Here is a 25,917-nt window from a genome sequence, read left to right as displayed (position 1 = left end):
GGCTCTCGGCGGGCGTGCGGAGCCCGCGAATATGAGGGGTGCCGAAGTAAGAACGGCTTCCTGAGCGGGGCCGCGGCCCACCGGGTTTCCGGGGGCCGCGGCGCTGTCGCTCCTGGCGGATCTACCGCCGGACCGGCTACTTCTTGAGCTGGATCTTCTCGAGGATCGGGTCCTCGTGGAAGTTGATGTCTTCCAGACCCGTGAACCGGTCAGTCGCCATCAGGCGGAACTGGGAACGGTTGAAGGTCGGGATCAGCGCCATGTCGTCCATGGCCATCTTCTCAGCCTGCTTGTAGAGGGCAATGCGGGCGGCGTCGTCCTTGGTGGCACGGGCCTGGTCGATCAGCTTGTCGAACTCGGGGTTGTTGTAGCGGGCGCGGTTGTCACCGGTGACCTTGCCGTTCTCGTCCTTGGCCATCGAGGTCGAGTGCAGCAGCGGGAAGAGGAAGTTGTCCGGGGTCGGGTAGTCCGCACCCCAGGCGAAGCGGTACATGCCGGTCGCCTGCGGGGTCTTCTGCTCCTCGAGCAGACCCGGGAAGTCCTTGCCGTCCAGCTTGACCTTGACGCCGAGGACGTCCTCGATCTGCTTGGCGAAGGCCTGGACCCACTCTTCGTGGCCCGCACCGGTGTTGAAGAGGAACTTGATCTCCGTGCCCGGCTTCAGGCCGCCCTTCTCGGCGTGCTCCTTGGCCTTGGCGGGGTCCTGCTTGATGCAGGAGGTGCACAGGTCCTTCTGGTACGCCGACGGGATGGCCGGCGGCACGATGGTCGTCGACGGGGTCTGGAAGCCCTGGAAGACACCCTTCGCGACGGCCTCGCGGTCGATCGCGTAGGAGATCGCCAGACGGGCGTCCTTGTTGTTCAGCGGCGCGGTGTCACCGATCGGCAGGATCCAGTTCATGCCCATGGTGTCCTTGGCCAGCCACTTGTTCTGCGGCTTGAACTTGGCCTCGGCCTGCTTGAGCTGCGGGACCGGGATGTGCGCGTAGTCCAGCGCACCCGCCTGGAACTGCTCGAACTCGAGCTGGTGAGCGGTCTTGTCGTTCAGGAGCTTGATCTGGACCTCGCCGAGCGAGGCCTTCTCGAGACCGTAGTCGTCGTTGCGGACGAGGGTGATCTGCTTGTTGTGCTCCCACGCGCCCTTCATCTTGAAGGGGCCGTTGCCGATCGGGGACTCGCCGAACGCCTTGTCCTCTTCGCCGACCTTGGCGGCCGTGGGGACCGGGCTGTACGCGCCGTGCGCCGTCTTGAGGACGAACTCGCAGTCGGCCTGGGACAGATCGACCTTGATGGTCGAAGCGTCCGGAGTGGTGACACCGCTGAAGGTCTTGGCAGCGCCGTCCTTCAGTTCCTTGTAGCCCTGGATGTCGGCGAAGTGGTACGCGACGTCGGAGGCGGCGGCCTTGTGCGCGGCACGAGCCCAACCGCGGGCGAACGCCTCGGCGTTCACCTCCTCGCCGTTGGAGAACTTGGTGCCCTGCTTGACCTTGAAGGTCCAGGAGGTGCAGTTGTCGTTCGGGGTGGCCGACTCGGCGAGCGCGGGCTCGGCCTTGCCGTCCGGCGTGTTGGCGTACAGGCCCGTGAACAGGGCGTTGGAGACCAGGATGCCCGTGGACTCGTGCGCACGGCCCGGGTCGATCGTGTCGGGCTCCGTGTTGCCCATGCGGAACACACCGCCGGCGACGCCGCCATCGCCCTTGCTGTCCTTGTCGTCACCGCTGCCACAGGCGGTCGCTGCCAGGGCAACGACAATCGTGCCCACGACCCACTTGGCGCTCTTGGCACCACGCATGGGTTTCCTCCTCATGAGTCCACTGATTGGCTTGAGGGGCAAAAAAACGTCGCCGACACCCCTGACGGCGAGTGATTTCCTGCCCATAGTGTGCTCGTGAGTCGGCGCTCCCCACAGCGCGTGACCCATTGACCCGAGCTCAATGGAGCCATCCTCGGCGACCCGTAGGCCGTAAACCACACTTAAGTGGTCTCGTTTTCACAACATCGATCCACGTCAGAAACCCGATATCCGGACAAAGGGATCAGAGACAGACACCCGCGAAACGGACGGTTATGACGTCTTCCGGAGTGTCACGGTCGGTATGCGGACACCTGAGCGCAAATTTTCGGTTGACAAACGCGAACAGCCCCTCCCGTCATGGTCTCCATGACGGGAGGGGCTGCCCGTTCGCCCGGTGTCCGGCCACCGCCCGTGCGGTGGCCTACTCGGGTACTACTTCGCGGACTTGGCGCGCGACGCAGTGCGCGAGCGCTCCTTCTGGTCCAGGACGACCTTGCGGATGCGGACGGCCTCCGGGGTCACCTCGACGCACTCGTCGTCGCGGCAGAACTCCAGGGACTGCTCCAGGGAGAGCTTGCGCGGCGGGATCACGTTCTCCGTGTTGTCCGCGGAAGCCGCACGCATGTTGGTGAGCTTCTTCTCCTTGGTGATGTTCACGTCCATGTCGTCGGAGCGCGAGTTCTCACCGACGATCATGCCCTCGTACACCTCGGTGCCGGGGTCGGTGAACAGGACGCCGCGCTCCTGCAGGTTGATCATCGCGAACGGCGTGACCGAACCCGCGCGGTCCGCGACCAGCGAACCGTTGTTGCGGGTCACCAGCGGGCCGAACCACGGCTCGTGGCCCTCGTGGATGGAGTGGGCGATGCCGGTGCCGCGGGTGTTCGTCAGGAACTCCGTACGGAAGCCGATCAGGCCGCGGGACGGGACGACGAACTCCATGCGGACCCAGCCGGAGCCGTGGTTCGACATGTTGTCCATGCGGCCCTTGCGGACGCCCATGAGCTGCGTGACCGCGCCCATGTGCTCCTCGGGGACGTCGATCGTCATGCGCTCGACCGGCTCGTGCACCTTGCCGTCGATCTCCTGCGTGACCACCTGGGGCTTGCCGATGGTCAGCTCGAAGCCCTCGCGGCGCATCTGCTCGACCAGGATGGCGAGCGCCAGCTCACCGCGGCCCTGGACCTCCCAGGCGTCGGGACGCTCGGTGTCGAGGACGCGGAGCGAGACGTTACCGACCAGCTCGCGGTCCAGACGGTCCTTGACCTGGCGGGCGGTGACCTTGCGGTCCTTGACCGCGGACTTGGCGTCCGCGCCCTTGCCGCTGCCGCCGCGGCCGACCATCGGGGAGGTGTTCGTACCGATGGTCATGGAGATCGCCGGCTCGTCCACCGAGATCAGCGGGAGCGCGATCGGGTTCTCCGGGTCGGCCAGGGTCTCGCCGATCATGATCTCCGGGAAACCGGCGACCGCGCAGATGTCACCCGGGCCCGCCACCTCGGCCGGCTTGCGGGTGAGCGCCTCGGTCATCATCAGCTCGGTGATGCGGACGTTGGAGATGGAACCGTCACGCTTGATCCACGCGACGGTCTGGCCCTTGCGCAGCTCGCCCTGCTCGACGCGGACGAGCGCGATGCGGCCGAGGAAGTTGTCGGCGTCCAGGTTGGTGACGTGGGCCTGGAGGGGCGCCTCGTCGTCGTACACCGGGGCGGGGACGTGCTCCAGGATGGTGGAGAAGAACGGCTCCAGGCTGTCGCTGTCCGCGGGGACGGTGCCGTCCTCCGGCTTGGTCAGCGAGGCGACGCCGTCACGGCCGCAGGCGTAGACGATCGGGAACTCGATCTGGTCCTCGTCCGCGTCCAGGTCCAGGAAGAGGTCGTACGTCTCGTTGACGACCTCGTCGATCCGGGAGTCCGGGCGGTCGGTCTTGTTGATGCAGAGGATGACCGGCATTTTCGCCTGCAGAGCCTTGCGCAGGACGAAGCGGGTCTGGGGCAGCGGACCCTCGGAGGCGTCCACCAGCAGAACGACGGCGTCCACCATCGACAGACCGCGCTCGACCTCACCACCGAAGTCGGCGTGGCCGGGGGTGTCGATGATGTTGATCGTGATCGGGGCCCCGCCGTCCTTGGGGTGATACTTCACCGCCGTGTTCTTGGCGAGGATCGTGATGCCCTTCTCACGCTCCAGGTCGTTCGAGTCCATCATGCGGTCGTCGAGGTGCTGGTGGGCGGCGAAGGCACCGGCCTGCTTGAGCATGGCATCGACGATGGTCGTCTTGCCATGGTCGACGTGGGCGACGATGGCGACGTTACGGATGTCGTGGCGCGTGGGCACTTCGGCGCTTCTCCCGGGATCGTGGATGGCGTCGCGTACGGCCTGGCACGCGCGCCTCGGCCGGGCGAAAACCTGCCACGGCCTTACCCCATGGTACGTCGCGCGGCGGGAACCGCCTGCCGGGGGGCCTGTCAAGGGGCTGGACGAATGAAGGCAGCCGGGTGCGGGGTGGGGGGTCCCGGGTGCCGGTCCAGCCCGTATTCCTGCGGGTCAACGGGTATGCACGACCTTGCCCGCCGGGGATCCGGCGGGCAAGTAACTTGAGTCACTTCTGAGCTTGCGACCCTCCGGGCCACCTGCCCGGCACCATTTTGTCGCTACTTCTTCTTCTTGTCCTTGGCGCCCGGCGCCTTCTTCCAGCCGATGTCCTGGTAGCGGGGGGAGCCGAGGCCGAAGGCGCCCGCGTTGACCAGTCCCGGCTTGGTGGCCACCAGCTCGGGGCGCTGGTACAGGGGGATGGAGCCGGCCGCGGCCCAGATGCGGGCGTCGGCCTTGCGCATCAGCTCGCGGGACTGCTCCTCGTCCAGCTCACCGACCGCCTGGTCGAACAACTGGTCGATGTGGTCGGTGCCGACCCGGGTGTAGTTCTGTTCGACGAGGAGCGAGCCGTCCGCGGCCGGCTCCGGCTTCGCGAAGATGGGCCGGGCGTCGGTGGCCGGGTAGGCCGTGGCGGGCCAGGAGTAGAGCGCCAGATCGTACTGGCCCGAGGCGATGTGGTCCTTGAAGAAGCTCTCGTCGGCCACCCTGGTCGTCTCGGTCTGCACGCCGAGCTTGTGGAGCATCCGGGAGATCCGCTCGCCGACGGTGCGCAGGGCCTCCGAGCCCGGACCCGCGGGGACGACGAAGCGCAGGGTCAGGGCCTTGCCGTCCTTGGCGAGCATGTTCCCGGAGGTACGGGCCTGCTTGGCCGGGGCCTGCGAGGGCTTGGCGGGGTCGGCGGCCTCGCCGTCGCGGGCCGGGGCGCGCTTGCCGTCTTCGGCCGCGCCGGCCGCAGCCTGCGCGGCGGCCTGGGCGAGCAGCGAGACCTCCTGCTGCGCCGCGAAGGGGGCCGGGGCCAGGACCGGGGAGGGCCCGTCCTGCCGGGTGCCCGCCGCGGGGGGTGCCCCCAGGTCGGCGGTGGCGGACCGCAGCTCGCCGTTGCGCCCGTCCTCCTGGCCGACGATGTAGAGCCCGTCGGTGCCGGTACCCGGTCCGGAGGGGGTCTTCGAGTCGTCCTGCGGCGCGCTCTCCGGCCCCGCCTTGGCCCCTGAGGGCTCGGTGAGCTTCCCGCCCCGGCGCCAGCCCGCGTCCGCCAGGAGGGCCTGGGCCGCCTGGGTGTCCTGGCCGCCGAGGGTGCCGCTGTTGTCGGCGTACGCCCGCTGGCCCGCCAGCGCCAGGTGGCTGCCGACCGGCTGCGCGGGGAGGCCGAGGGGCTTCAGGACGAGCTCGGCCAGCGCCTTGCGGTCCAGCGCCCGGGCCACCGCCCGGCGGACCCGCTCGTCCGCCAGCGGGCCGGAGGCGCCGTTCATGGCGAGCTGGGTGTAGGCGGGCTCCAGGGACTTGCGCACGATGAAGCTGCGCAGGGCCTTCTGCTCGGCGGCGTACCGTTTCGCCGCCTCGGCCTTCTTCAGCCGGTTCTCCTTCTCGGCCTCGGCCAGCTCCTCGTCCGAGCCGAAGGCGATCGCCCACGACAGCGTGGCCTGCGCCGGTGTCACCGCGGCTGCCGGTCCGTGGGCCGGGGCCCCGCCGCTGCCCGCGCCCGCCGCACCCTTGGCGTCCCGGCGGGCCAGGGCGATGCGCTCGGCGCCCGCCCGGTCGATCTCCGCCAGGTCGACCTTCCCGGAGGCCAGCGCGGACGGCCGTTCGGAGCGGGGCACGGCCGTCAGGACGAGGGTGTCCAGCTTCGTCGGCTGTCCCCACCAGCGCGGGTTGCGGGTCAGGGCGGCGGTGCCCGTCTTCTTGTCGACGGCCCCGAGGCCGAAGGGTCCCGCGGTCACCTTGAGGGCGCCCCGGGCCCCCTCGTTGAAGGCGTCCGGGGTGCCCGTGACCTGCTTGGGGTAGAGCGGCGTGAACAGCGAGCGCCAGTCCGCGTAGGGCTTGGCGAAGGTGACCCGGACCTCCAGGTCCGTCTTGCCCCGCTCGATCTTCTCGATCCGTTCGTAGCCCGCGTTCCGGGCCGTCCAGTACGCCGAGTCCTTGCCGTTCAGGGCCCGCCACTGCGCCACGAAGTCGGCGGCGCCGATCTCGCGGCCGTCGCTCCACACCGCCTGCTGGTTCAGCTTGTACAGGACGACCTGCTTGGGCTCCCGCTCGACGACCTCCGCCTTCTCCAGGTAGTCGGGATTCGCCACCGGCCGCCCCCTGGCGTCCAGGACGAACAGCTGCGGCAGCACCGCCCCGGCGATCCGGCCGGTGGTGGCGTCCGCGTCGGCCTGGAAGGTGTTCAGGGTGTTCGGCAGGGAGTCCACGGCCCAGCGCAGCACGCCCCCGTCGGCGACCCGGTCGCGGACCGTGCTCGCAATGTCCTGCCCCGCGGCGGCCGGGCCGCCCTCGTCCTCGCCGCCGCAGCCCGTGAGCAGCGGCAGTGCGAGGACTCCCGAGGTCAGGAGCGCCAAGGACCTGCGCCTTCTCTGGGACATGGGTGGTACCTCCGGGGCAGGGCGTGAGGGAAGCATGATCACGTTCGGCGGTATATGGAGCTGATCACATCGGTTGCCGGGACCCACTGAAATCGACGGCCCGCCGGACCCCTCGCAGCAGCCCCGCGCCACGCCGCGAAGCCCACCCGTGCGGACCAACGGGGCGCGCGCGGCAAACGGGCGTTCCACCGGAAGAGGGATGAGAATGGGGGGCGGAGAGGGGCGCACGATCGCGCCTGCGCGCCCGCAATCGCTGCACGTCCCTTCACACCGAGGTCGGGAAGCGCGACACTCGCAGGCGCACATGAGCGTTGCCACCGCACCTGCGGAAGTGAGGGCAAATCATGTCCCTGCAAGACGATCTCAGCGCCGTACGGCGCAACCTGGACGAGCTGACGCGCAAGGTCGAGCAGCTGGAGCGCCAGGCCGGCCGGCAGCAGCCGGCGCAGGCCCGGTCGTCGGCCCCGCCGGATCCGTCCCGGATGGTGACCGTCCCGGACACCCCGTACGACAGCGCGCTGTGGACCGACTCCGACGACGAGGGCCTCGGCGCCCGCGACCGTCGCGCCCCCTGAAGGCGCAGCCCGGCCCCGGCGGGCGGGGCACCCGGCGCGTGACGGCCGGGTGCCGGTCCTCCAGGCCGGCGCGCACACCCGCACGCTCTCCCATCTGGCCCGGCCGTACGCGGCCGGGCCTCCTGGGCCACCCCTCATCACTCCACCCCGGAGTCCCCTTTGGCCACAGGCACCCAACCACCCCGACAGCGGCCCGGCGGCGTCCACGACGCCTCCCGGGCCGCGATCGCCGCCCGGCACCTGCGGACCGACCGCTGGTGGCTGAGCCCGGCCGCCACCGCGGCCGGGCTGCTCGCCTTCATCGTCTACTCGACCTGGCGGGCCTTCGCCAACGCCGACTACTACGCGGCCCCGTACGTCTCCCCGTTCTACTCCCCGTGCCTCGCGGAGAACTGCCAGGAGATGCGCGGCGGGCCCAACTGGGACCTCTTCGGCAGCTGGTGGGGCCTGTCCCCCGCCCTGCTGATCCTGGTCTTCCCGCTCGGCTTCCGGCTGACCTGCTACTACTACCGCAAGGCCTACTACCGGGGCTTCTGGGCCTCGCCCCCGGCCTGCGCCGTCGCCGAGCCGCACACGAAGTACACGGGCGAGACGCGCTTCCCGCTGGTCTTCCAGAACCTGCACCGCTACTTCTTCTACGCCGCGGTGCCCGTCGCGGGGATCCTCACGTACGACACCGTGCTGACCTTCCGCGACGAGCACTACGCATGGGGCCACATGGGCCTCGGAACGGTGCTGTTCCTGGTCAACATCGCGCTGATCTGGGCGTACACCCTGTCCTGCCACTCCTGCCGGCACATCATGGGCGGCCGCCTGAAGCACTTCTCCCAGCACCCCGTGCGCTACCGGCTGTGGGGCTGGGTCAGCCGGCTCAACACCCGGCACATGCAGCTGGCGTGGGCTTCCCTGATCAGCGTGGCCCTGTGCGACTTCTACGTGTACCTGCTGGCCAGCGGCGCCTTCACCGACCCGAGGATCTTCTGAGATGGCTCAAGTGGAACGGCAGCAGTGGGACGTGGTCGTGGTCGGCGCGGGCGGCGCCGGGCTGCGCGCCGCGATCGAGGCCCGCGAACGCGGCGCGCGTACGGCCGTGATCTGCAAGTCCCTCTTCGGCAAGGCCCACACCGTGATGGCGGAAGGCGGCATCGCGGCCTCCATGGGCAACGTCAACGAGGGCGACAACTGGCAGGTGCACTTCCGCGACACGATGCGCGGGGGCAAGTTCCTCAACCAGTGGCGCATGGCGGAGCTGCACGCCAAGGAGGCCCCGGACCGGGTCTGGGAGCTGGAGACCTGGGGCGCGCTCTTCGACCGGACCCCCGACGGGAGGATCTCCCAGCGCAACTTCGGCGGCCACGAGTACCCCCGCCTCGCCCACGTCGGCGACCGCACCGGTCTGGAACTGATCCGCACCCTCCAGCAGAAGATCGTCCAGCTGCAGCAGGAGGACTTCAAGGAGTACGGGGACCACGAGGCCCGGCTCAAGGTGTTCCAGGAGTGCACCGTCACCCGGGTCCTCACGACCGATTCCGACAGCGGCTCCGGCGCGGGGCAGAGGGTCTCGGGGGCCTTCTGCTACGAGCGCGAGTCCGGCCGCTTCTTCGTCCTGGAGGCCCCGGCGGTCGTGCTGGCCACCGGCGGGATCGGCAAGTCCTTCAAGACGACCTCCAACTCCTGGGAGTACACGGGCGACGGCCACGCGCTGGCGCTGCTCGCGGGCGCGCCGCTGCTGAACATGGAGTTCGTGCAGTTCCACCCGACCGGCATGGTCTGGCCGCCTTCGGTGAAGGGCATCCTCGTCACCGAGTCGGTGCGCGGCGACGGCGGCGTGCTGCGCAACAGCGAGGGCAAACGGTTCATGTTCGACTACGTCCCCGACGTCTTCAAGGAGAAGTACGCCGAGTCGGAGGAGGAGGGCGACCGCTGGTACGAGGACCCGGACCACAACCGGCGGCCGCCCGAGCTGCTGCCGCGCGACGAGGTGGCCCGGGCGATCAACTCCGAGGTGAAGGCGGGCCGCGGCTCCCCGCACGGCGGGGTGTTCCTGGACGTGTCCACCCGGATGCCCGCGGAGAAGATCAAGCGGCGGCTCCCGTCGATGTACCACCAGTTCAGGGAGCTGGCGGACGTGGACATCACTGCCGAACCGATGGAGGTCGGCCCGACCTGCCACTACGTGATGGGCGGCATCGCGGTCGACTCCGACACGGCGGCCACGGTCGGGGTGCCGGGCCTGTTCGCGGCGGGCGAGGTGGCGGGCGGGATGCACGGCTCGAACCGCCTCGGCGGCAACTCCCTCTCCGACCTGCTGGTCTTCGGACGCCGGGCCGGGCTGCACGCGGCCGCGTACGCCGCCTCCCCGGCGGGCCGCCCGGCCGTGTCCCAGGAGGAGGTCGACGCGGCGGCCGCGGAGGCGCTGGCCCCCTTCCGGGCGACCGAGGGCGCGGAGAACCCGTACACGCTCCACCAGGAGCTCCAGACGACCATGAACGACCTGGTCGGGATCATCCGCCGCGAGGGGGAGATGGCCGAGGCCCTGGAGAGGCTGGCGGGGCTGCGCGTCCGGGCCGCGCGGGCCGGGGTGGAGGGCCACCGGCAGTTCAACCCGGGCTGGCACCTGGCGCTGGACCTGCGGAACATGCTGCTGGTCAGCGAGTGCGTGGCGCGCGCGGCCCTGGAGCGCACCGAGAGCCGGGGCGGGCACACGCGCGAGGACTGCCCGGCCATGGAGCGCGACTGGCGGCCGGTGAACCTGCTGTGCCGGCCGGTGGACCCGGCCCCCTCCGACCCGGCGGCCGACCGGATCGTCCTGGTCCGGACCCGCACGGAGCCCATCCGTCCTGACCTGCTCGCCCTGTTCGAGAAGGAAGAGCTGGTCAAGTACCTCGCCGAAGAGGAGCTCTACGAGTGACTACCTACGACGCACGCTTCCGGATCTGGCGGGGCGACGCCGAGGGCGGGGAACTCCGGGACTTCACCGTCGAGGTGCACGACGGCGAGGTGGTCCTGGACATCGTCCACCGGCTCCAGGCCACCCAGGCCTCGGACCTCGCGGTGCGCTGGAACTGCAAGGCGGGCAAGTGCGGTTCGTGCAGCGCGGAGGTGAACGGGCGGCCGCGGCTGATGTGCATGACGCGGATGTCGACCTTCGAGCGGGCCGAGACGATCACGATCACCCCGCTGCGGGCCTTCCCCGTTGTCCGGGACCTGGTCACGGACGTCTCCTTCAACTACCGCAAGGCGAGGGAGATCCCGGCCTTCGTACCGCCGGAGGGGGTGGCACCGGGCGCGTACCGGATGCAGCAGATCGACGTGGAGCGCTCGCAGGAGTTCCGCAAGTGCATCGAGTGCTTCCTGTGCCAGGACACCTGCCACGTGGTGCGTGACCACGAGGAGAACAAGGAGGCGTTCGCCGGCCCGCGCTTCCTGATGCGGGTGGCGGAACTGGACATGCACCCCCTGGACGCGGCGGCGGAGTCCGGCCTGGACCGCAAGCGCACCGCGCAGGAGGAGCACGGACTGGGCTACTGCAACATCACCAAGTGCTGTACGGAGGTCTGCCCCGAGGGCATCAAGATCACGGACAACGCCCTGATCCCGCTGAAGGAGAGGGCGGTGGACCGCAAGTACGACCCGCTGGTGTGGCTGGGCAGCCGGATCCGGCGCCGTCCGTCCTCGTAGCACCCCCTGCTGATCAGCGGCCGGGGGCGGTTCTGTACGCGCCCGGCGGAGCCGGCGGCCCACGACGCGGCCTCGGGTGAGGGGCGCCGCCGGACGCGGTGATCACTCCGGGTGCGGGGGCCGTGAACCGCCCATACCCTCCGAAATGTGATTGCGCCGAGGAGCTGGACGAAGAGTCGCGCCACCGCCGGGATATCCGTACGGGCCGGGTTCGCCCTGGCCGCCGCGCTCCTCGCGCTCGGCGGCTGGGGCGTGGCCGGGGCGCCGCCCGCGCGGGCCGAGGACCCGGTCACCCTGTCCCAGCAGGGGCAGGTCACCGACCGTGTCGGGGCGCTGGGCGACCGCGCCGGAGCTGTCACCGCGGCGCTGGAGAAGCTGTACGCCGAACGGCGGATCCAGCTGTTCGTGGCGTACGTCCGCGACTTCTCCGGCCGGTCCGCGCAGAGCTGGGCGGACGCCACCGCCGAGAAGAGCGGCCTCGGCCAGAACGACGTCCTGCTGGCCGTCGCGACCGGGGCCCGGCAGTACGCCTATTCGGCCGCGGTCGACTCCGGATTCACCGAGGAGCAGCTCGCCACGGTCGCACGGACCGCCATCGAGCCGGCCCTGAGGCAGAACGACTGGGCGGGCGCCGCGATCGGCGCGGCGAACGGCTACGGCGCGGTGCTCGGCGGCCTGCCCGTCCCGACGCCGGCGATCACGCCCGGCCCGGCCGACCCGGGCGGCAGGGCGGGCGGCGAGAGCGGGGCCGGGGACTTCGTGCTCCCGGTGGTGGCCGTCGGCGCGGCCGGGGCGCTGGGGGCGTACGCGTACAGCCGCCGCAAGCGCAAGGGCGGCGACGGAGGGCGGGGCACGACGACCGGTCCGGGCTGGGGCACGCAGGGGGCGGCCCAGCTGGACCTGCCGGACCTGGACGCCAAGGCCCGGGCGCTGCTGGTGGAGACGGACGACGCGGTCCGCACCAGCACGGAGGAGCTCGGTTTCGCCTCGGCGCAGTTCGGCGACGAGGCGGTCGGACCCTTCGTCCAGGCCGTGCAGTACGCCAAGGACGAGCTGACGCACGCCTTCCGGTTGCGCCAGCAGCTCGACGACGCCTATCCGGAGGACGATCCCACGCGGCGCCGGATGCTGGACGAGATCGTCGCCCGGTGCACCGAGGCGAACCGGCGGCTCGACGCCGAGACCGCGGACTTCGACCGGCTGCGGGACCTGGAGAAGAACGCCCCGCAGGCGGTGGTGACCGTGGAGGCGCACTTCCGGGCGCTGACCGGGCGCACCACCACGGCCGGGGCGACGCTGGCCGCGATGACGCAGCAGTACGCGGACTCCGCGGCCGCTCCCGTCGCCTCCAACCCCGAACAGGCCAAGGACCGGCTGCTGTTCGCGACGACCCACCTCGGCGAGGCCCGTGCGGCCGTGGACGCCGGGGACAACGGCAGGGCGGCCGTGCACGTACGGGCCGCCGAGAGTGCGGTGGATCAGGCCGCGACGCTGGTCGACGCGGTCGAGCGGCGGGCGCAGGAACTGGCGGAGGCGGCCGGGAAGCTGCCGGGCGCGCTGAACGAGACGGACACCGACCTCGCGGATGCCGAGGGCCTGCTCACGGGGACCGTGGAGGGCACGTCCACGGCGGACCTGCGCGGCCGGATCAGCCGGGCGCGGGCCGTACTGGCCGACGTACGGGAGGAGCAGGCGGCCGGGCGGTACGACCCGATCGACGCCCTGCGGCGGATCGAGGAGGCCGACGCCGCCCTCGACGAGGCCCTGGCCGGGGCGCGCGAGCGGGAGTCGGGCCGGCAGCGGGCGGTGGCCCTGCTCGACCAGGCCCTGCTCTCGGCGCGCAGTGCGATCGGCGCGGCCACGGACTACGTCACCACCAGCCGGGGCGCCGTCGGCAGCCAGGCCCGCACCCGGCTGGCGGAGGCGGGCCGGCACCTGGAGCGGGCGGTGGCCCTGACGGACCCGGACCCGGCGGGCGCGCTGGCCGAGGCCCAGCAGGCGGACGCCCTGGCCCGGCAGGCGCAGCAGCTGGCGGAGCAGGACGTACGGGGCTACCAGGACCCGTACGGCGCAAGCCGGTCCGGCGGCGGCCGGGGCGGCGCGGTGCTCGGCGGGATCATCCTCGGCGAGATCCTGCGCGGCGGGGGCGGCTTCGGCGGGCGCGCGGGCGGGGGCGGCTTCGGAGGCGGTTTCGGAGGAGGGGGCAGCGGCCCCGGCTCCTTCGGCGGCGGCGGCACGCGCGGCCGCATGGGCGGTGGCGGCCGCTTCTGACACCCCGCCACCCCGCAGCCCCGTCACCCCGCACCGCCGGGCGCTTAGCGGCCGGTACCGGACCATCCCTCACGCAGGAGAGAACCGTCATGAGCAAGCAGACCATCCTCGGCCGCGTCACCCAGCTCGCCAAGGCGAACATCAATGCGCTGCTGGACCAGGCCGAGGACCCGCAGAAGATGCTGGACCAGCTGATCCGCGACTACACGAACAACATCTCGGAGGCGGAGCAGGCCGTGGCGACGACCATCGGCAACCTCCGGCTGCTGGAGGCGGACCACAAGGAGGACGTGGAGACCGCCTCCGAGTGGGGCGGCAAGGCCCTCGCGGCGAGCAGGAAGGCGGACGAGCTGCGGTCGTCGGGAGCGACGGCCGACGCCGACAGGTTCGACAACCTCGCGAAGGTGGCGCTGGGCCGGCAGCTGCAGTCGGAGAAGGAGGCGAGGACGGCGGAGCCGACGATCGCCGCCCAGACGGACGTCGTGGACAAGCTCAAGGCGGGCCTGGACTCGATGAAGAACAAGCTGACGGAGCTCCAGGCGAAGCGGGACGAGCTGGTGTCCCGGGCGAAGACGGCGCAGGCGCAGAACACGATGATGGACGCGGTGAAGAACATCGACGTCATGGACCCGACGAGCGACCTGAACCGCTTCGAGGAGAAGGTGCGGCGCGAGGAGGCGATGGCGCTCGGCAAGCAGGAACTGGCCGCCTCCTCGCTGGACGCGCAGTTCGAATCCCTGGAGGACCTCGGCAAGACCTCGGAGATCGAGGCCCGGCTCGCCGCCCTCAAGCAGGGCCGGGCCGCTTAGCCCTCATGGGGTGCGGGGTCCGGGCGCGGCGCCGCCCGGCCGGAGCCCGGCGCCGGCCGGGGCCGGGGCGCGGCCGCCACCCGCTGTCGGCGCGCCCCCGGTGTCACCCGTACATGCTGAGCAGCTGCTCCGCCGACAGCTCGGCGACCGCCTCGGCCGCCGCTCCCGGCAGCGGGAGCTCGAACCAGACGGTCTTGCCCCGGTGGGTGCGCCGGGTGCCCCAGCCCGCCGAGAGCAGGCCCACCAGCTGGAGGCCCCGGCCGCCCTCGTCGGTGTCGCGGGCCCGGCGGCGGCGCGGCTGGACCAGGTTCGCGTCCCACACCTCGCACACCAGCGTCCGGTCCAGCAGCAGGCGGAGCCGGATCTCGCCCTCCCCGTAGCGCAGGGCGTTGGTGACGAGTTCGCTCACCAGCAGTTCGGTGGTGTCCAGCAGCCCCTCCAGGCCCCAGGCCGGGAGCTTGGCGCGGGCCAGTTCCCGGGCCCGGCCCACCGAGCGGGCCTCGCGGGGCAGCTGCCAGTCGCCGACGGCGTCGACGGGCAGGCCCTGGACCCGTGCCATGAGGAGGGCGATGTCGTCCTCCCCGTGCCGGGTGTCGAGGGTGTTCAGGACGTGGTCGCAGACGTCCTCCAGCGGCCGGACCGGGTCGGCGAGCGCCTCGCGCAGCCCGCGCAGGCCCTCCTCCAGGGGATGGTCGCGCGATTCGACGAGCCCGTCGGTGTACAGCGCGAGCAGGGCGCCCTCGGGGAGGTCCACCTCGACCTCCTCGAAGGGCTCGCCGCCCACGCCGAGCGGCATGCCGGGGGGCACCTCCAGCAGCAGTGCGGGGCGCGGTGCGCCGCGCTCGTCCGGGGGTTCGACCAGTACGGGCGGCATGTGGCCGGCGTTGGCGATCGTGCAGCGGCGGGTCACCGGGTCGTACACCGCGTAGACGCAGGTGGCGAGGTACACCTCGGAGCGGTCCGCGTCCCGCGAGTGCAGGGCGGCCCGGGAGGCCTGCTGGGAGCCGCCGGGCGCCCCGAGGCCCCGGGCGATCTCGTCCAGGGCGGTCAGCACCTCCGCCGGTTCGAGGTCGAGCAGTGCGAGGGTCCGTACGGCGGTCCGCAGCTCCCCCATCGCGACGGCGGCCCGCAGGCCCCGTCCCATCACGTCGCCGACGACCAGCGCGGTGCGGTGGCCGGGCAGTTCGATGACGTCGAACCAGTCCCCGCCGACCTCGGTGGCGGCGTTGCCCGGCAGGTACCGGCAGGCGATGTCCAGGCCGGCCGCCTCCGGGTCGCCGGGCGGCAGCAGGCTGCGCTGCAGTATCAGCGCCCGCTCGTGCTCGCGGCGGTAGAGCCGCGCGTTGTCGATGCAGACGGCGGCGCGGGCGGCGAGCTCCACGGCGACGGCCCGGTCCCGTTCGCCGAAGGGCTCGCTGCCCTTCGTACGGGAGAACTGTGCGAGGCCGACGACCGTGTCGTGGGCGACCATCGGGACGACGAGGGTCGACTGCACGAGGTCCTCCGGCCCCCCGCCCTCGATCAGCCGCGGTCGCGCCGTGCGCAGCGCGAGCGCGCCGGGGGACGCCGCCGGGTAGCGGTGGATGTCCCCTACGGAGACCAGTGCGCCCGGACCGGACAGGGGGGCGTCCGAGACGGCGGAGGAGAAGGCCACCCGGCGCAGTGCGGCGGAGGGCGTCCTGGCCGGGCCCTGGCCGGGCAGGCTGGGCACGCCCGGCCCCTGCGGTCGTGCGGGGCGGTCGTCGTCGCCGAGCAGCAGCCCCTGGTAGAGGTCGACGGCGGCCAGGTCGCAGAAGCCCGGGACGGTCACGTCGAGGAGTTCCCGGGCGGTGGTCTCCAGGTCGAGGGAGTTCCCGATGCGGTGCCCGGCCTCGTTGAGCAGGGCGAGGTTGCGCCGCACCCCGGCGGCCTCGCGGGCGGCGAGGTGGCGGCGGGTGACGTCGGTCCCGATGCCGGCGACGCCGACGGGGCGACCGGTCCCGCCGTGGACGCGGTAGAGGTTGATCGACCAGTGGCGGTCGTCGCGGCTGCGGGGGGTGGCCCCGGTGATCCGGAGGTCGGTGACGGACTCCCCGGTCTCCAGGACCCGCCGCAGGGCCTCGGCCATCCGGTCGGCCTCGTGCGCGGGCAGGTAGTCGTGGACGGTCCGGCCGCGGTGCTCCTCGGCGGCGCCCCCGAAGACGGTCGCGAAGCGGCGGTTGGCGCGCTGCACGGTGAGGTCCGTGCCGAAGAGGAGGAAGCCGAAGGGAGATTGGCCGAATATTGCTTGTGAAGCCGCCAGATCGGATTCGATGCGCCGGAGCGCGCGCACGTCCACGACGACGCACAGTGCGGCCCGCTCGGAGGTCTCGGTCTGGGTGGGCATCACATAGATCTCGGCCACGCCGTGCGCGCCGTCCCCGCCCGGGATGCGGAAGGGGATCAGACCCGTCCACTCCTTGCCGTCGAGGATCTCCGCGACCTTGCGGTGCCCGCCGGCTCGCAGATCGGGGGGCATGAAGGCGTCGACCGGGTCGCGCCCCACCACCTGTGCGGCCGTCAGCCCGAACAGCTCTTCTGCGCGCAGGCTCCATTGGTCGACGAGCCCGTCGGGCCCGATCGAGAAGGATGCGACCTTTATGTAGTCATATATCGAGCCAGGCGGGCTGGTGTGCCACAGGGAGTCGTGCCATGTCTCCCCGGGCACACGGGCCTGATGTGCCTGCGCAGGTATCTCGCTCACGCGACCGTCCCCTCCAGCTCACCGCAACCGGACCGGCCATGACCGAAGTATTCAGCACCACGGCCCCGGACGGCACGGCGTTCACGATCACAGCACGGTCTCGTTAGTTTCGAGCCACGTCGTGTGACGTCCCCCAGACTTCGTCCGGGGGTGCCCCCAGGCCACCCTTCACCTTGTTACTCACCAGGAAGTGCCAACTCGAACCACACAGTCTTGCCCGAGTTCCTGTGACGTGTCCCCCAGCGCTGTGCCGAGACCGCGACGAGGTGCAGCCCGCGGCCGCCCTCGTCGTCCGGCTGCGCAACCTTCTCACGGGGCGGATCCGGAAGCGGATCGGAAACTTCCACGAGCAGCGCGGCACCCCCCGGTACACCCCGGGCGGCTGGATTGCGCCACTCCAGGCGGACGCCGATGGGACCGGAGGCGTACCGCAGGGAGTTGGTGACGAGCTCGCTGACCAGCAGGACGGTCACGTCGCCGACGGACTCCAGACCCCAGTCGCGCAGGGTTCCCCTCACGGCGTGGCGGGCGGTGCGGACGGCACCTGGTTCGGCGGGGAAGGCCCACTCGGCGCATTCACCGTCTGTGTCGATCACGCCGATCACTTCCCGGGCCATGAGTGACCCCAGTCCGGTTCGTCGGGGACGAAAGAGGGACGATATAGGGATTAATAGCGACATACCCGATATTCAGGGCGTCGTACCACTCGACCCGCCACCCACCGGCGCACTGTGGCGCAGACGGCCTAGAGCGCGAGCGCCACGCGCCCCCGTGACCCGGGCGTGCGACGGGGCCGCCCCGCCGGCCGGGCCGCGCGCCGTCCCGCGCACCTGCCCGCCCGCTCCCGCACCATGCCGTCGCGTCCCGCGCGGCCCCGGGCCGGGCCGGCTCCGTTCCCCACCTCGGCCGGCGGCCCGACCTGTCGCGTCCTGCCGTGTCGCGCCGCGTCATGTCCTGCGCGTCGTGTCCTGCGCCTCGTGGCCTGCCGCGTCCTGCCCGGTTCCGCGGTCAGCCGCGCAGCCGGCGTCCCGCCTCGGCGACCGCCGGCCGGTCCTGGTCGAGCCAGTCCACCGATTCCAGCTCCTCCGGTCCGAGCCAGCGCAGCTCGTCGTGGTCCTCCAGCGGCGCGGGCACCCCCGAGAGCAGGCGCGCCGTCCACACGTGCAGGACCATGCCCGGCTTCAGCGGCCACTCCCCCGGGATCCGCTCCAACGCCTCGGTCTCGACGCCCAGCTCCTCGCGCAGCTCGCGCACCAGCGCGTCGGGCACCGACTCCCCGGGCTCGGCCTTGCCGCCCGGCAGCTCCCACCGTCCGGCCAGCTCCGGGGGTGCACTGCGGCGGGCGGCCAACAGGCGCCCCTCATGACAAAGGGCTCCGCCCACGACTACTCGCACGGTCATGGGCGGAGCCTATGTCAACGCTGGATGCTCAGTTCGTCGTGGCGGTCTGGCCGATCCGCTCGACCCAGTACAGCTGCTTGTGTCCGCGGTCGTCGAGGCTGTCGACGACCTTCTGGGCCTCGGCCCGGGTGGGGTACCGGCCCACCCGGTAGCGGTTGCCGTTGTCGTCCTGACGTATGACCAGCCACGGGAGCAGGGCACCGCTGTCGTTCATCGCGTCTCACCCTCCGCCGACGTACCTGCCCGGGAAACCGCATTGCGCATATGCCCGAGCCTACGCCCGACCTTCACTCAGCGGATACGGTTTTTCACCAAGAGGTACCTCGCGGGCGTATGCATCCGGCCATGCGTACGAGTGAGCCGCGCGCGCCGGTGCGGACCGGGCGCTCGCGCGGCACCGGCGGGCGCCCCCCGCAGGTGGGGTCGCGGGAGGGGCACAGGGCGCCCGGGGAAAGATGCGGGCCGGCCCGGACCGGGCGGCCGGCAACGCCGCGGACTCCGTACGCACTTCCGCGGACGGAGCCCGCTGCGCCGGGGCGCCCCTCGGCCCGGGCGTGCCCGGCCGGGCCGACGCTTCCCCCCGGTCAGCCGGCCGCGGGCGCCCCCGGGGTGCGGCGGCCCGGGCCACGAGGCAGGGCCGGCGGCCCCCGGTACACAGGCACAGCCGCCCCGAGAAGCCCGGCACCGACACGGCGAAGGCGATCACCATCGCGCCGAAACACGCCGGGTCGCCGGCGCACGGAGGGACAGCCGCCGGGCCGACAGGGCGCGGGTCGGCAGCCGCCAGGGTGGCCGACGTCAGGGCCGACCGGATCGGTCAACGGCGGGCGGGTCGGCGGCGGGCGGGGCGGCAACGTGCAGGCCACAGCGGGCGGGACCACAGCGGGCGGGGTCGGCGAGCCGGCGGGCTGGTCGCGGCTGGGGCAGCAACCTGCAGAACGACGGCGGGCGGATGGACCGCCTGTCGGTCGCCAGCAGGTACGTCCGTGGCCTGGGGGCCTGGCGCGGCGCCGACAAGCGCGGCCGACGACGGGCCGGTTCGGCCGCGGGCGGGGCGGCAACGTGCAGGCCACAGCATGGGGGCCACAGCGGGCGGGGTCGGCGGGCGGGCTTGGAGGGGGCGGGCCGGCGGGGGTGGAGGCCGGCGGTGGTGGGGCAAGGGTGTGCGGACCGCACCCGCAGGCGGCGGGCGGGGCCGGCGGCGCACGGGCCGGGAGCGGGCGGGCCGCCCCGCGGGCGGGCCGTCGACAGGCGGGCCGCCGGCAGGCGGGCGCGGCTCCGGCTTCCGGTCCGGCGTCGACCGCGAGGGCACCGGTGGCCTCGCGCAGCCCCGTCTCCCCGGGCCCCTGCCCCCTGCCCCCACCGGGGCGGCGGCCGGCGCCTGGGGTTACTTCACCGGGAGGTGGTACGCCAGGCGGTAGCGGTCCGCGGGGACCACCACGTCGGCCGTCTCCACGGCGCGGCCGGACGCGAAGTAGGTGCGGCCGATCACGAGCACGACGTGGCCGGGGACTCCGCCGAGGAGGAGGTTCTCCTCCGCCAGGCCCGGACGGGCGCCGACCTCCTCCACCACGTTGTCCACGACGACGTCGATCGCGGCCATCCGGTCGACGACCCCGGAGCCGCCCAGCGGACCCTCCTCGGGCAGCATCACGGGCGTGCGGCCCGTCACGACCAGCGGTTCCCAGGAGGTCGACAGCATCATCGCCTCCCCGGCGTCGCGGAAGACGTACCGCGTGCGCATCACGCGCTCGCCGGGCTCGATGCCGAGCCGGTGGGCGATCTCCGCCGGGGCGTTGCGCTGCTCGCTGCTCGACTCCCACGTGCCGCGGGCGCCCGCATCCGCCTGCTCCTGCCGGAACGGCGTCGAAGCGCCTCCCGTGCGGTAGCCGGAGCGCACCACGCGCCGGGGCACGGGCTGCTCCCGGACGTACGTCCCCGACCCGGAGCGCCCCTCGACGAGCCCCTCCGCCATGAGGACCTTGCGCGCTTCCAGCGCCACAGTGTCCGAGACCCCGTACTCCTCGCGGATCCGGGCCTGCGAGGGGAGCCGGGCATGCGGGGGCAGGGAACCGTCGACGATCTTCCGCCGCAGATCCCCGGCCACGCGCAGGTATGCCGGCTGCTCACCGAACGTCACGGGCCACTCCCATCAGGTTGACAGACAGCTACACCCTGGCAACCCACGGTTGCAGACCGCAAGCAAGGGCCAGAGTTTCACCCGAAGTGATGAAGCCAGGTCACTCAAACCCGTTACCGTGCGTTACCCGGACGACGCGGAGGACGACACCGGGACCACCTCAGACGCGCTCGGACGCAGGTCCGCGTCCGGAACTCCCGTCCGGTGCCGCCGGATACCCCTCCAGCCACGGGGGGATCCTCGTCGACAGCCCGTACGCGCCGCGCAGGGCCTGCTCCGTCCTCACCGACATCGCGGACGCCGCCCGGTCCCACTGCTTGTCGAACTCGTTCGGCGTCGGCGCCTGCGAGGCCCGCAGCCACGCCGCCCGCGCCGCGCCGACCTCCTTGAGCCGGGCCTCGACGGCCTTTTCCATCCCCGGTGCGGTCCGTGCCCCCTCCAGCGCCGTCACCTCCTTGCCCAGCGCCGTGTACACCTCCCGTGCCCAGGACCGGTGCTCCGGCAGCGCGCTCGCCGGCTCCGCCTCCGGGGACCGGCCCAGGACCAGGTCGACCTCGTTCGCCGCCTTCAGGAAGGACACCTGCGCCGGCGTGAGCATGCCCTCGTCCCGGCGCAGGCTGCCGCGCTGCTCCTCCTCGGTGGTGCCGATCACGCAGAGCAGCTGCCGGTCGCCCCGGCGCCAGGACTCGCGCGAGGGCGCGTAGAAGTACATCTCCGCCCGCTCGGGCAGGGCCCAGGTGTCCATCGCGTAGGCGTCCTGCGCCTTCCAGCACGCCTCCTCCGCGTCGCGCTCGGCCTGCTCCGACCCCGGCAGGCCCGCCGGGTCGAAGGGCCCCGACGAACTGACCTCGCCGTGGTGCTCCTCGGCACAGTCCACGGTGTACATCGGGGGCCGGTCACCCATCAGGTTGCCGCCGGGGACGTTGAAGCAGTCGCCCGTCCGCAGGTCCTCCAGGTCCGTGAACCGTCCGGCCACCTCCTCGTGGGGGCCGGCCGCGTCGAAGCGGTCGCGGACCGCCGTCGCGACCCGGTCCGCGGTCAGGACCAGTGCCCCCGTCGTCACCACGGAGACCACCAGTCCGACGATCGCGAGCGCCTTGCCCCGCTCCCCCTTCCCCGCGATCTGGACGAGGGCCACGATCCCGAACACGATGCCGAGCGGCGGCAGGCACAGCAGCCCGACGAGCAGGGAGGCCAGCGCGAAGCCGTTGAGCGCGGGCGGCCGTCCGTGGTCCGGTGGCGGCCCCCACCCCGGCCGGGGGGAGTGCGGCGGCCAGGGGTGGCCCGGTCCGGAGGGCGGACTCGGCGGCATGCTCACGGGGCGGGGACTCCAACACAGAGGGAGCGTACGAATGCGCGAATAGTACGCAGCGGGGGCGACCGGCATGCCGGTCGCCCCCGCCTGTTCATCGCGGCGTACGCGGTGCTGCCGTGCGCCGTCCCGTGCGCGCGGCCGTACGCGGTGCCCTGGCTCGGCGCCGCCGGTTCAGCCTCTCCGGTTCAGCGCCCCACGGTCAGTTCTCAGAACTGCAGGGCCCAGGAGTCGATCTTGCCGGTGTCGACGTTCGCGTTGTCGTTCACCCGGAGCTTCCAGACACCGTTCGCCGTCTCGGAGGAGGCGTTGACCGTGAAGGTCCGGATGATGTTGTCCGTGCTGCCGCCGGCCCGGTTGTGCAGGACGTAGACGGTGCCGTCGGGGGCGACCAGGTCGACCTTGAGGTCACCGGTGTACGTGTGCTTGATGTCGACCGGGACGCTCAGCGCCGCCGGGGCGTTGCCCGAGACCCCGCTGACGGTGATCGGCGACTCGACGGTGGAGTTGTCGTTGATGGCGTAGTCCGCGGCGTTCTCGAAGCGCGGGCCGGGCGGGACGGTGCCGCCGCCGCCGATGTTGAGCAGGCGGTTCGGGGAACCGGTGCCGGGTCCGGTCACGACGTTCGGCGTGGAGGCGGCGACCAGGCCCGCGGAGATCTGGGCGGGGGTGCTGCCCGGGTTCTGCGAGAGGTAGACCGCGGCCGCGCCCGCGACGTGCGGCGAGGCCATCGAGGTGCCGGAGATCGTGTTGGTGGCGGTGTCGCCCGTACCCCACGTGGAGGTGATGGAGGAGCCCGGCGCGAAGATGTCCAGGATGGAGCCGTAGTTGGAGTAGCTCGCCTTCGCGTCGGTGTTGGTGGTGGCGCCGACGGTGATGGCCTCGGCGACGCGCGCCGGGGACTTCGTGGAGGCGTCCGTCGACTCGTTGCCCGCCGCGACGGCGTAGGTGATGCCGGAGGCTATGGAGTTGCGGACGGCGGTGTCGAGCGCGGAGTCCGCACCGCCGCCGAGCGACATGTTGGCCACGGCCGGCTTGACGGCGTTCCGGGTCACCCAGTCGATGCCGGCGACGACCTGGGCGGTGGTGCCCGAGCCCTGGTTGTTGAGGACGCGGACGCCGACGATCTTGACCTTCTTGGCCACGCCGTACGCGCCGCCGCCGACGGTGCCGGCCACGTGGGTGCCGTGGCCGTGGCCGTCCTGGGCGGTGTTGTCGTTGTCGATGGCGTCGTAGCCGTCGGAGGCGCGGCCGCCGAAGTCCTGGTGCGTCTTGCGGACGCCGGTGTCGATGATGTAGGCGGTGACGCCCTCACCGGCCTTGTCCGGATAGGTGTAGCTCTGGTTCAGCGGCAGGGCGCGCTGGTCGATGCGGTCCAGGCCCCAGGACGGCGGGTTGGGCTGGGTGGCGTCGACGGTGAAGGTCCGGTTCTGCACGACCGACTTCACGGCCGGGTCGGCGGCGAGCTTCCGGGCCTGGGCCTCGGAGACCTCGACGGAGTAGCCGTTGAGGGCCGCGCTGTAGGTCCGGTCGATCTTCGCGCCGTACCGCTTGGCAACGGCCTTGCCGCTGTCGGCGGTGGAGCGCGCGGAGTCGTTCAGGGTCACGATGTAGCTGCCGGAGATGGAGCCTGCGGCGCCCGCGTTCTCGATGACGCCGAGTGCTCCCTGGTCGGCCGCGGAGGCGGGTAGCGCGGCGGCCGCGCCGAGCGCGAGGGCCACGACGGCGGTCGCGCTGATGCCGGCGATCTTCCGGCGGTTGTGACGCATCACGGACATGTGAGGTGTCCTCCTCATAGGTGGTGCGTTGCGGGGGGTTACGTGCAGCCGCAGGGTCCTCCCGGGCATGACTTTGGCGGGGTCATGACAAGGCAGATGGCCCAACAGGCTGTCGCTTCCGAAAGGTTGACCCAGCCATGCCGCCTCCACAAGAGGACCGCGCAGCCGTAACATCCGTGCCATACGGCGGCCATGATCGAGCAAAGGCGATCCGCACATGACGCATGCACTGCCCGGATACGTCTGCCCGGAGGACGGGACCTGCGCAGACGTCCGGACGGCCCCCTGGCGCTGCCCGGTCTGCGGCGGCCCCTGGGACCTCGATTTCACTCCGGATCCGGCCACCGCGCTGGACCCGGCCGCCGGGCCGAACTCCCTGTGGCGGTACGCGCCCGCGCTGCCCCTGCCGGGGGCGTTCGCGGTGTCGATGGCGGAGGGGCACACTCCACTGGTGCCGCTGGCGGAGCGGGTTCACGCCAAACTCGACTTCATGATGCCGACCCTGTCCTTCAAGGACCGGGGGGCGGTGATGCTCGCGGAGCTGGCGAGGCGGCTGGCCCCGGAACGGGTCGTGGCGGACAGCAGCGGCAACGCCGGGACGGCCGTGGCGGCGTACTGCGCGCGAGCCGGGCTCAATTGTGAAATTTTCGTGCCCGAGGGCACCTCGGACCGCAAGACCGGACGGCTGCGGGACCACGGCGCGGCCGTACGGGTGGTACCCGGCGGCCGGGACGCCGCCGCGGACGCGGCCCGGGGGGCCGCCGACCGGCCGGGGGTCTTCTACGCTAGCCACGTCTTCAACCCGTACTTCCTGCACGGCACCAAGACCTACGTGTACGAGGTGTGGGAGGAGCTGGGCGGCCGGCTCCCGCAGGCCCTCGTCGTCCCGGTGGGCAACGGGACCCTGCTGCTGGGGGCCGCGCTGGCCGTGGAGGAGCTGGCCCGGCGCGGGGTACGGCCGCCCGCGCTGATCGCGGTGCAGGCCGAGGCGGTGGCGCCGCTCGCGGAGGCCTTCGCGGCGGGCGCGGAGGAGGCGGGGCCGGTGGCGCAGCGCCCGACCCTGGCCGAGGGGATCGCGATCCCCTCGCCGGCGCGCGCCCGCCAGATCCTGGCCGCGGTGCGCAAGTCCGGCGGGACCTTCCTGACCGTGTCGGAGGACCGCCTGCGCGAGGCCCGGGCGGACCTGGCCCGACGCGGCCTCTTCGTGGAGCCGACGGCCGCGGCCTGCTGGGCCGCGGTGGGACCCACCGCCCCCGACGACCCCCTGCAGGGGCGCACTGCGGTCCTGCCGCTCTGCGGCGCGCAGTAGGCCCGAACGCCTGCGGCCGGCCCGGGAGACCGAGACGGGCCGGGGCCGCCGCCGGGGCGGGCCGGGCCCGGCGGGACCGCTGCCGGGCCGGAGCGGGCCGGGTGGGGCCGGGGCGCCGGGCCGGGCTGGGTGGGCCGGGGCGCCGCCGGGGCGGGCCGGGCTGGGCTGGGCTGGCTGGGCCGGGCCGGGCCGGAGTGGGCCGGCCCGGGCCGGAGCCGGGCCGTGGGTGCAGGCGGCCGGCAGGGGCTTGGCGTCGGAAAATCGCCAGCCTCGTCCGGGGCCGTCTGGTCAACTGGGGCCATGACTCGACAGCTTGATCCTGCCGGCCGGGCCCGGGCGTTCGCCGCCCTGCACGACCCCGCGCGCCCCCTGGCCCTCGCCAACGCCTGGGACGTCGCCGGCGCCCGCCTCGTCGAAGCCGCCGGCGCTGCCGCCGTCGCCACCACCAGTGCGGGCGTCGCCTGGTCCCTCGGAGCTCCCGACGGGGACGTGCTGGCCCGCGACCGGGCCCTGGACCTCGTCTCCCGGGTGGCCTCCGCCGTCTCCGTCCCGGTCACGGCCGACATCGAGGGCGGCTTCGGCGCCGGGCCCGACGCCGTGGCCGAAACGGTCTCGGGGGTGCTGGCCGCCGGTGCGGTCGGCATCAACATCGAGGACGGCCGCCGCGCCCCCGCCGACCACGCGGAGCGGCTGGCCGCGGCCCGCTCCGCCGCCGAGGCCGCCGGGGTCCCGCTGTACATCAACGCCCGCGTCGACACGTACCTCTTCGGCCTCGGCGAGGCCTCCGCCCGGCTCGACGACACCCTCGCCCGGGCCGCCGCCTACCTCCGGGCGGGCGCCACCGGGATCTTCGTGCCCGGGGTCACCGACCCGGCCACCGTCGCCGAACTCGCCCAGGGCATCGACGCCCCGCTGAACGTCCTCGCCGCCCCCGGCGCCCCCACCGTCGCGGAGCTGGGCGCGCTCGGCGTCGCCCGCGTCAGCCTCGGCTCGTGGGTCGCGGAGGCTGCGTACGCCGTCGTCCGCCGCGCCACCGAGGAGCTGCTCTCCGGAGGCACGTACGGCTCCCTCACGGAATCCCTCCCCTACGGCGAGCTGAACGCGCTGCTCAAGGGCTGAGACACCAGGTATTCCACCGAAGCCTGCATAGGCCAACCATCTAGGATCCC

General features: G+C 72.5%; 18 protein-coding genes. 8 read left to right on the top strand and 10 right to left on the bottom strand.

Annotated elements, in window-relative coordinates:
- Positions 1-136: 136 nt before the first annotated feature.
- From ACFWUZ_RS14450 to ACFWUZ_RS14440, 3 genes are all read right to left on the bottom strand, one after another.
- Positions 137-1,792, bottom strand: a complete 1,656-nt coding sequence (locus ACFWUZ_RS14450) for an ABC transporter substrate-binding protein (RefSeq protein ID WP_384371891.1) — start codon at positions 1,790-1,792, stop codon at positions 137-139.
- A 435-nt stretch (positions 1,793-2,227) separates the two neighbouring features.
- Positions 2,228-4,132 carry a translational GTPase TypA gene (gene typA / locus ACFWUZ_RS14445; RefSeq protein WP_384371889.1) on the bottom strand — a complete coding sequence of 635 codons (1,905 nt, stop codon included), beginning with the start codon at positions 4,130-4,132 and terminating at the stop codon, positions 2,228-2,230.
- Between the two features lie 317 nt (positions 4,133-4,449).
- A complete protein-coding gene (locus ACFWUZ_RS14440) occupies positions 4,450-6,750 on the bottom strand; it encodes an ABC transporter family substrate-binding protein (RefSeq protein WP_384371887.1) in 2,301 nt (766 codons plus the stop codon).
- Positions 6,751-7,094: 344 nt separating this feature from the next.
- On the opposite strand from ACFWUZ_RS14440, the gene ACFWUZ_RS14435 reads away from it, so the two are divergent.
- The 6 genes from ACFWUZ_RS14435 to ACFWUZ_RS14410 all read left to right on the top strand — a co-directional run bounded on the left by ACFWUZ_RS14435 (position 7,095) and on the right by ACFWUZ_RS14410 (position 14,086).
- The gene (locus ACFWUZ_RS14435; RefSeq protein WP_384371885.1) at positions 7,095-7,325 is read left to right on the top strand and encodes a hypothetical protein; all 231 of its coding nucleotides are present in this window, start codon (positions 7,095-7,097) and stop codon (positions 7,323-7,325) included.
- 159 nt (positions 7,326-7,484) lie between these two features.
- On the top strand, positions 7,485-8,309 hold the full coding sequence (locus ACFWUZ_RS14430) for a hypothetical protein (protein WP_384371883.1): 825 nt from the start codon (positions 7,485-7,487) through the stop codon (positions 8,307-8,309).
- 1 nt (position 8,310) lies between these two features.
- Positions 8,311-10,236 (top strand): fumarate reductase/succinate dehydrogenase flavoprotein subunit, encoded by a 1,926-nt coding sequence (locus tag ACFWUZ_RS14425; RefSeq protein WP_384371881.1) that lies wholly within the window; start codon positions 8,311-8,313, stop codon positions 10,234-10,236.
- On the top strand, positions 10,233-11,006 hold the full coding sequence (locus tag ACFWUZ_RS14420) for a succinate dehydrogenase/fumarate reductase iron-sulfur subunit (RefSeq protein WP_384371879.1): 774 nt from the start codon (positions 10,233-10,235) through the stop codon (positions 11,004-11,006). Before ACFWUZ_RS14425 ends, ACFWUZ_RS14420 begins: the two co-directional genes overlap by 4 nt.
- A 192-nt stretch (positions 11,007-11,198) precedes the next feature.
- The gene (locus ACFWUZ_RS14415) at positions 11,199-13,277 is read left to right on the top strand and encodes a TPM domain-containing protein (RefSeq protein WP_384372218.1); all 2,079 of its coding nucleotides are present in this window, start codon (positions 11,199-11,201) and stop codon (positions 13,275-13,277) included.
- 89 nt (positions 13,278-13,366) lie between these two features.
- Entirely contained in the window at positions 13,367-14,086 is a 720-nt protein-coding gene (locus ACFWUZ_RS14410) for a PspA/IM30 family protein (RefSeq protein WP_384371877.1), read from the top strand.
- 103 nt (positions 14,087-14,189) lie between these two features.
- On the opposite strand, the gene ACFWUZ_RS14405 is transcribed toward ACFWUZ_RS14410, so the two are convergent.
- From ACFWUZ_RS14405 to ACFWUZ_RS14375, 7 genes are all read right to left on the bottom strand, one after another.
- Complete coding sequence (locus ACFWUZ_RS14405) at positions 14,190-16,799, bottom strand: SpoIIE family protein phosphatase (protein WP_384372216.1); 2,610 nt, start codon at positions 16,797-16,799, stop codon at positions 14,190-14,192.
- Between the two features lie 185 nt (positions 16,800-16,984).
- Positions 16,985-17,413 carry an ATP-binding protein gene (locus tag ACFWUZ_RS14400; RefSeq protein WP_384372214.1) on the bottom strand — a complete coding sequence of 143 codons (429 nt, stop codon included), beginning with the start codon at positions 17,411-17,413 and terminating at the stop codon, positions 16,985-16,987.
- Between the two features lie 403 nt (positions 17,414-17,816).
- Positions 17,817-18,209: a (deoxy)nucleoside triphosphate pyrophosphohydrolase gene (locus tag ACFWUZ_RS14395; RefSeq protein WP_384371875.1), complete on the bottom strand. Its 393-nt coding sequence runs from the start codon at positions 18,207-18,209 to the stop codon at positions 17,817-17,819.
- 28 nt (positions 18,210-18,237) lie between these two features.
- Entirely contained in the window at positions 18,238-18,423 is a 186-nt protein-coding gene (locus ACFWUZ_RS14390) for an SPOR domain-containing protein (RefSeq protein ID WP_214943524.1), read from the bottom strand.
- Positions 18,424-19,596: 1,173 nt separating this feature from the next.
- Complete coding sequence (locus ACFWUZ_RS14385) at positions 19,597-20,349, bottom strand: GntR family transcriptional regulator (protein WP_384371873.1); 753 nt, start codon at positions 20,347-20,349, stop codon at positions 19,597-19,599.
- Between the two features lie 160 nt (positions 20,350-20,509).
- The gene (locus tag ACFWUZ_RS14380) at positions 20,510-21,661 is read right to left on the bottom strand and encodes a DUF4190 domain-containing protein (protein ID WP_384372212.1); all 1,152 of its coding nucleotides are present in this window, start codon (positions 21,659-21,661) and stop codon (positions 20,510-20,512) included.
- Positions 21,662-21,870: 209 nt separating this feature from the next.
- Positions 21,871-23,439: a S8 family serine peptidase gene (locus tag ACFWUZ_RS14375; RefSeq protein ID WP_384371870.1), complete on the bottom strand. Its 1,569-nt coding sequence runs from the start codon at positions 23,437-23,439 to the stop codon at positions 21,871-21,873.
- A 217-nt stretch (positions 23,440-23,656) separates the two neighbouring features.
- Between ACFWUZ_RS14375 and ACFWUZ_RS14370 the strand changes: the two genes are divergently transcribed.
- Together ACFWUZ_RS14370 and ACFWUZ_RS14365 are read left to right on the top strand one after the other, a co-directional pair.
- A complete protein-coding gene (locus ACFWUZ_RS14370) occupies positions 23,657-24,748 on the top strand; it encodes a pyridoxal-phosphate dependent enzyme (RefSeq protein WP_384371868.1) in 1,092 nt (363 codons plus the stop codon).
- A gap of 300 nt (positions 24,749-25,048) precedes the next feature.
- Positions 25,049-25,867, top strand: coding sequence for an isocitrate lyase/phosphoenolpyruvate mutase family protein (locus ACFWUZ_RS14365; RefSeq protein WP_384371866.1), 819 nt, complete (start codon positions 25,049-25,051; stop codon positions 25,865-25,867).
- The last annotated feature ends 50 nt before the right edge of the window (positions 25,868-25,917 follow it).

The organism is Streptomyces sp. NPDC058646, from assembly GCF_042716875.1.
Lineage (GTDB): Bacteria > Actinomycetota > Actinomycetes > Streptomycetales > Streptomycetaceae > Streptomyces.
This window is presented reverse-complemented; position numbering and strand designations above follow the sequence as displayed.

What these genes read in the sequence shown, in the direction of transcription:
- ACFWUZ_RS14410 (WP_384371877.1), top strand. Translation starts at nt 13,367, where the DNA reads ATGAGCAAGCAGACCATCCTCGGCCGCGTCACCCAGCTCGCCAAGGCG.
- ACFWUZ_RS14395 (WP_384371875.1), bottom strand. Translation starts at nt 18,209, where the DNA reads ATGACCGTGCGAGTAGTCGTGGGCGGAGCCCTTTGTCATGAGGGGCGC.
- ACFWUZ_RS14425 (WP_384371881.1), top strand. Translation starts at nt 8,311, where the DNA reads ATGGCTCAAGTGGAACGGCAGCAGTGGGACGTGGTCGTGGTCGGCGCG.
- ACFWUZ_RS14375 (WP_384371870.1), bottom strand. Translation starts at nt 23,439, where the DNA reads ATGTCCGTGATGCGTCACAACCGCCGGAAGATCGCCGGCATCAGCGCG.
- ACFWUZ_RS14380 (WP_384372212.1), bottom strand. Translation starts at nt 21,661, where the DNA reads ATGCCGCCGAGTCCGCCCTCCGGACCGGGCCACCCCTGGCCGCCGCAC.
- ACFWUZ_RS14390 (WP_214943524.1), bottom strand. Translation starts at nt 18,423, where the DNA reads ATGAACGACAGCGGTGCCCTGCTCCCGTGGCTGGTCATACGTCAGGAC.
- ACFWUZ_RS14370 (WP_384371868.1), top strand. Translation starts at nt 23,657, where the DNA reads ATGACGCATGCACTGCCCGGATACGTCTGCCCGGAGGACGGGACCTGC.
- ACFWUZ_RS14365 (WP_384371866.1), top strand. Translation starts at nt 25,049, where the DNA reads ATGACTCGACAGCTTGATCCTGCCGGCCGGGCCCGGGCGTTCGCCGCC.
- ACFWUZ_RS14440 (WP_384371887.1), bottom strand. Translation starts at nt 6,750, where the DNA reads ATGTCCCAGAGAAGGCGCAGGTCCTTGGCGCTCCTGACCTCGGGAGTC.
- ACFWUZ_RS14450 (WP_384371891.1), bottom strand. Translation starts at nt 1,792, where the DNA reads ATGCGTGGTGCCAAGAGCGCCAAGTGGGTCGTGGGCACGATTGTCGTT.
- ACFWUZ_RS14435 (WP_384371885.1), top strand. Translation starts at nt 7,095, where the DNA reads ATGTCCCTGCAAGACGATCTCAGCGCCGTACGGCGCAACCTGGACGAG.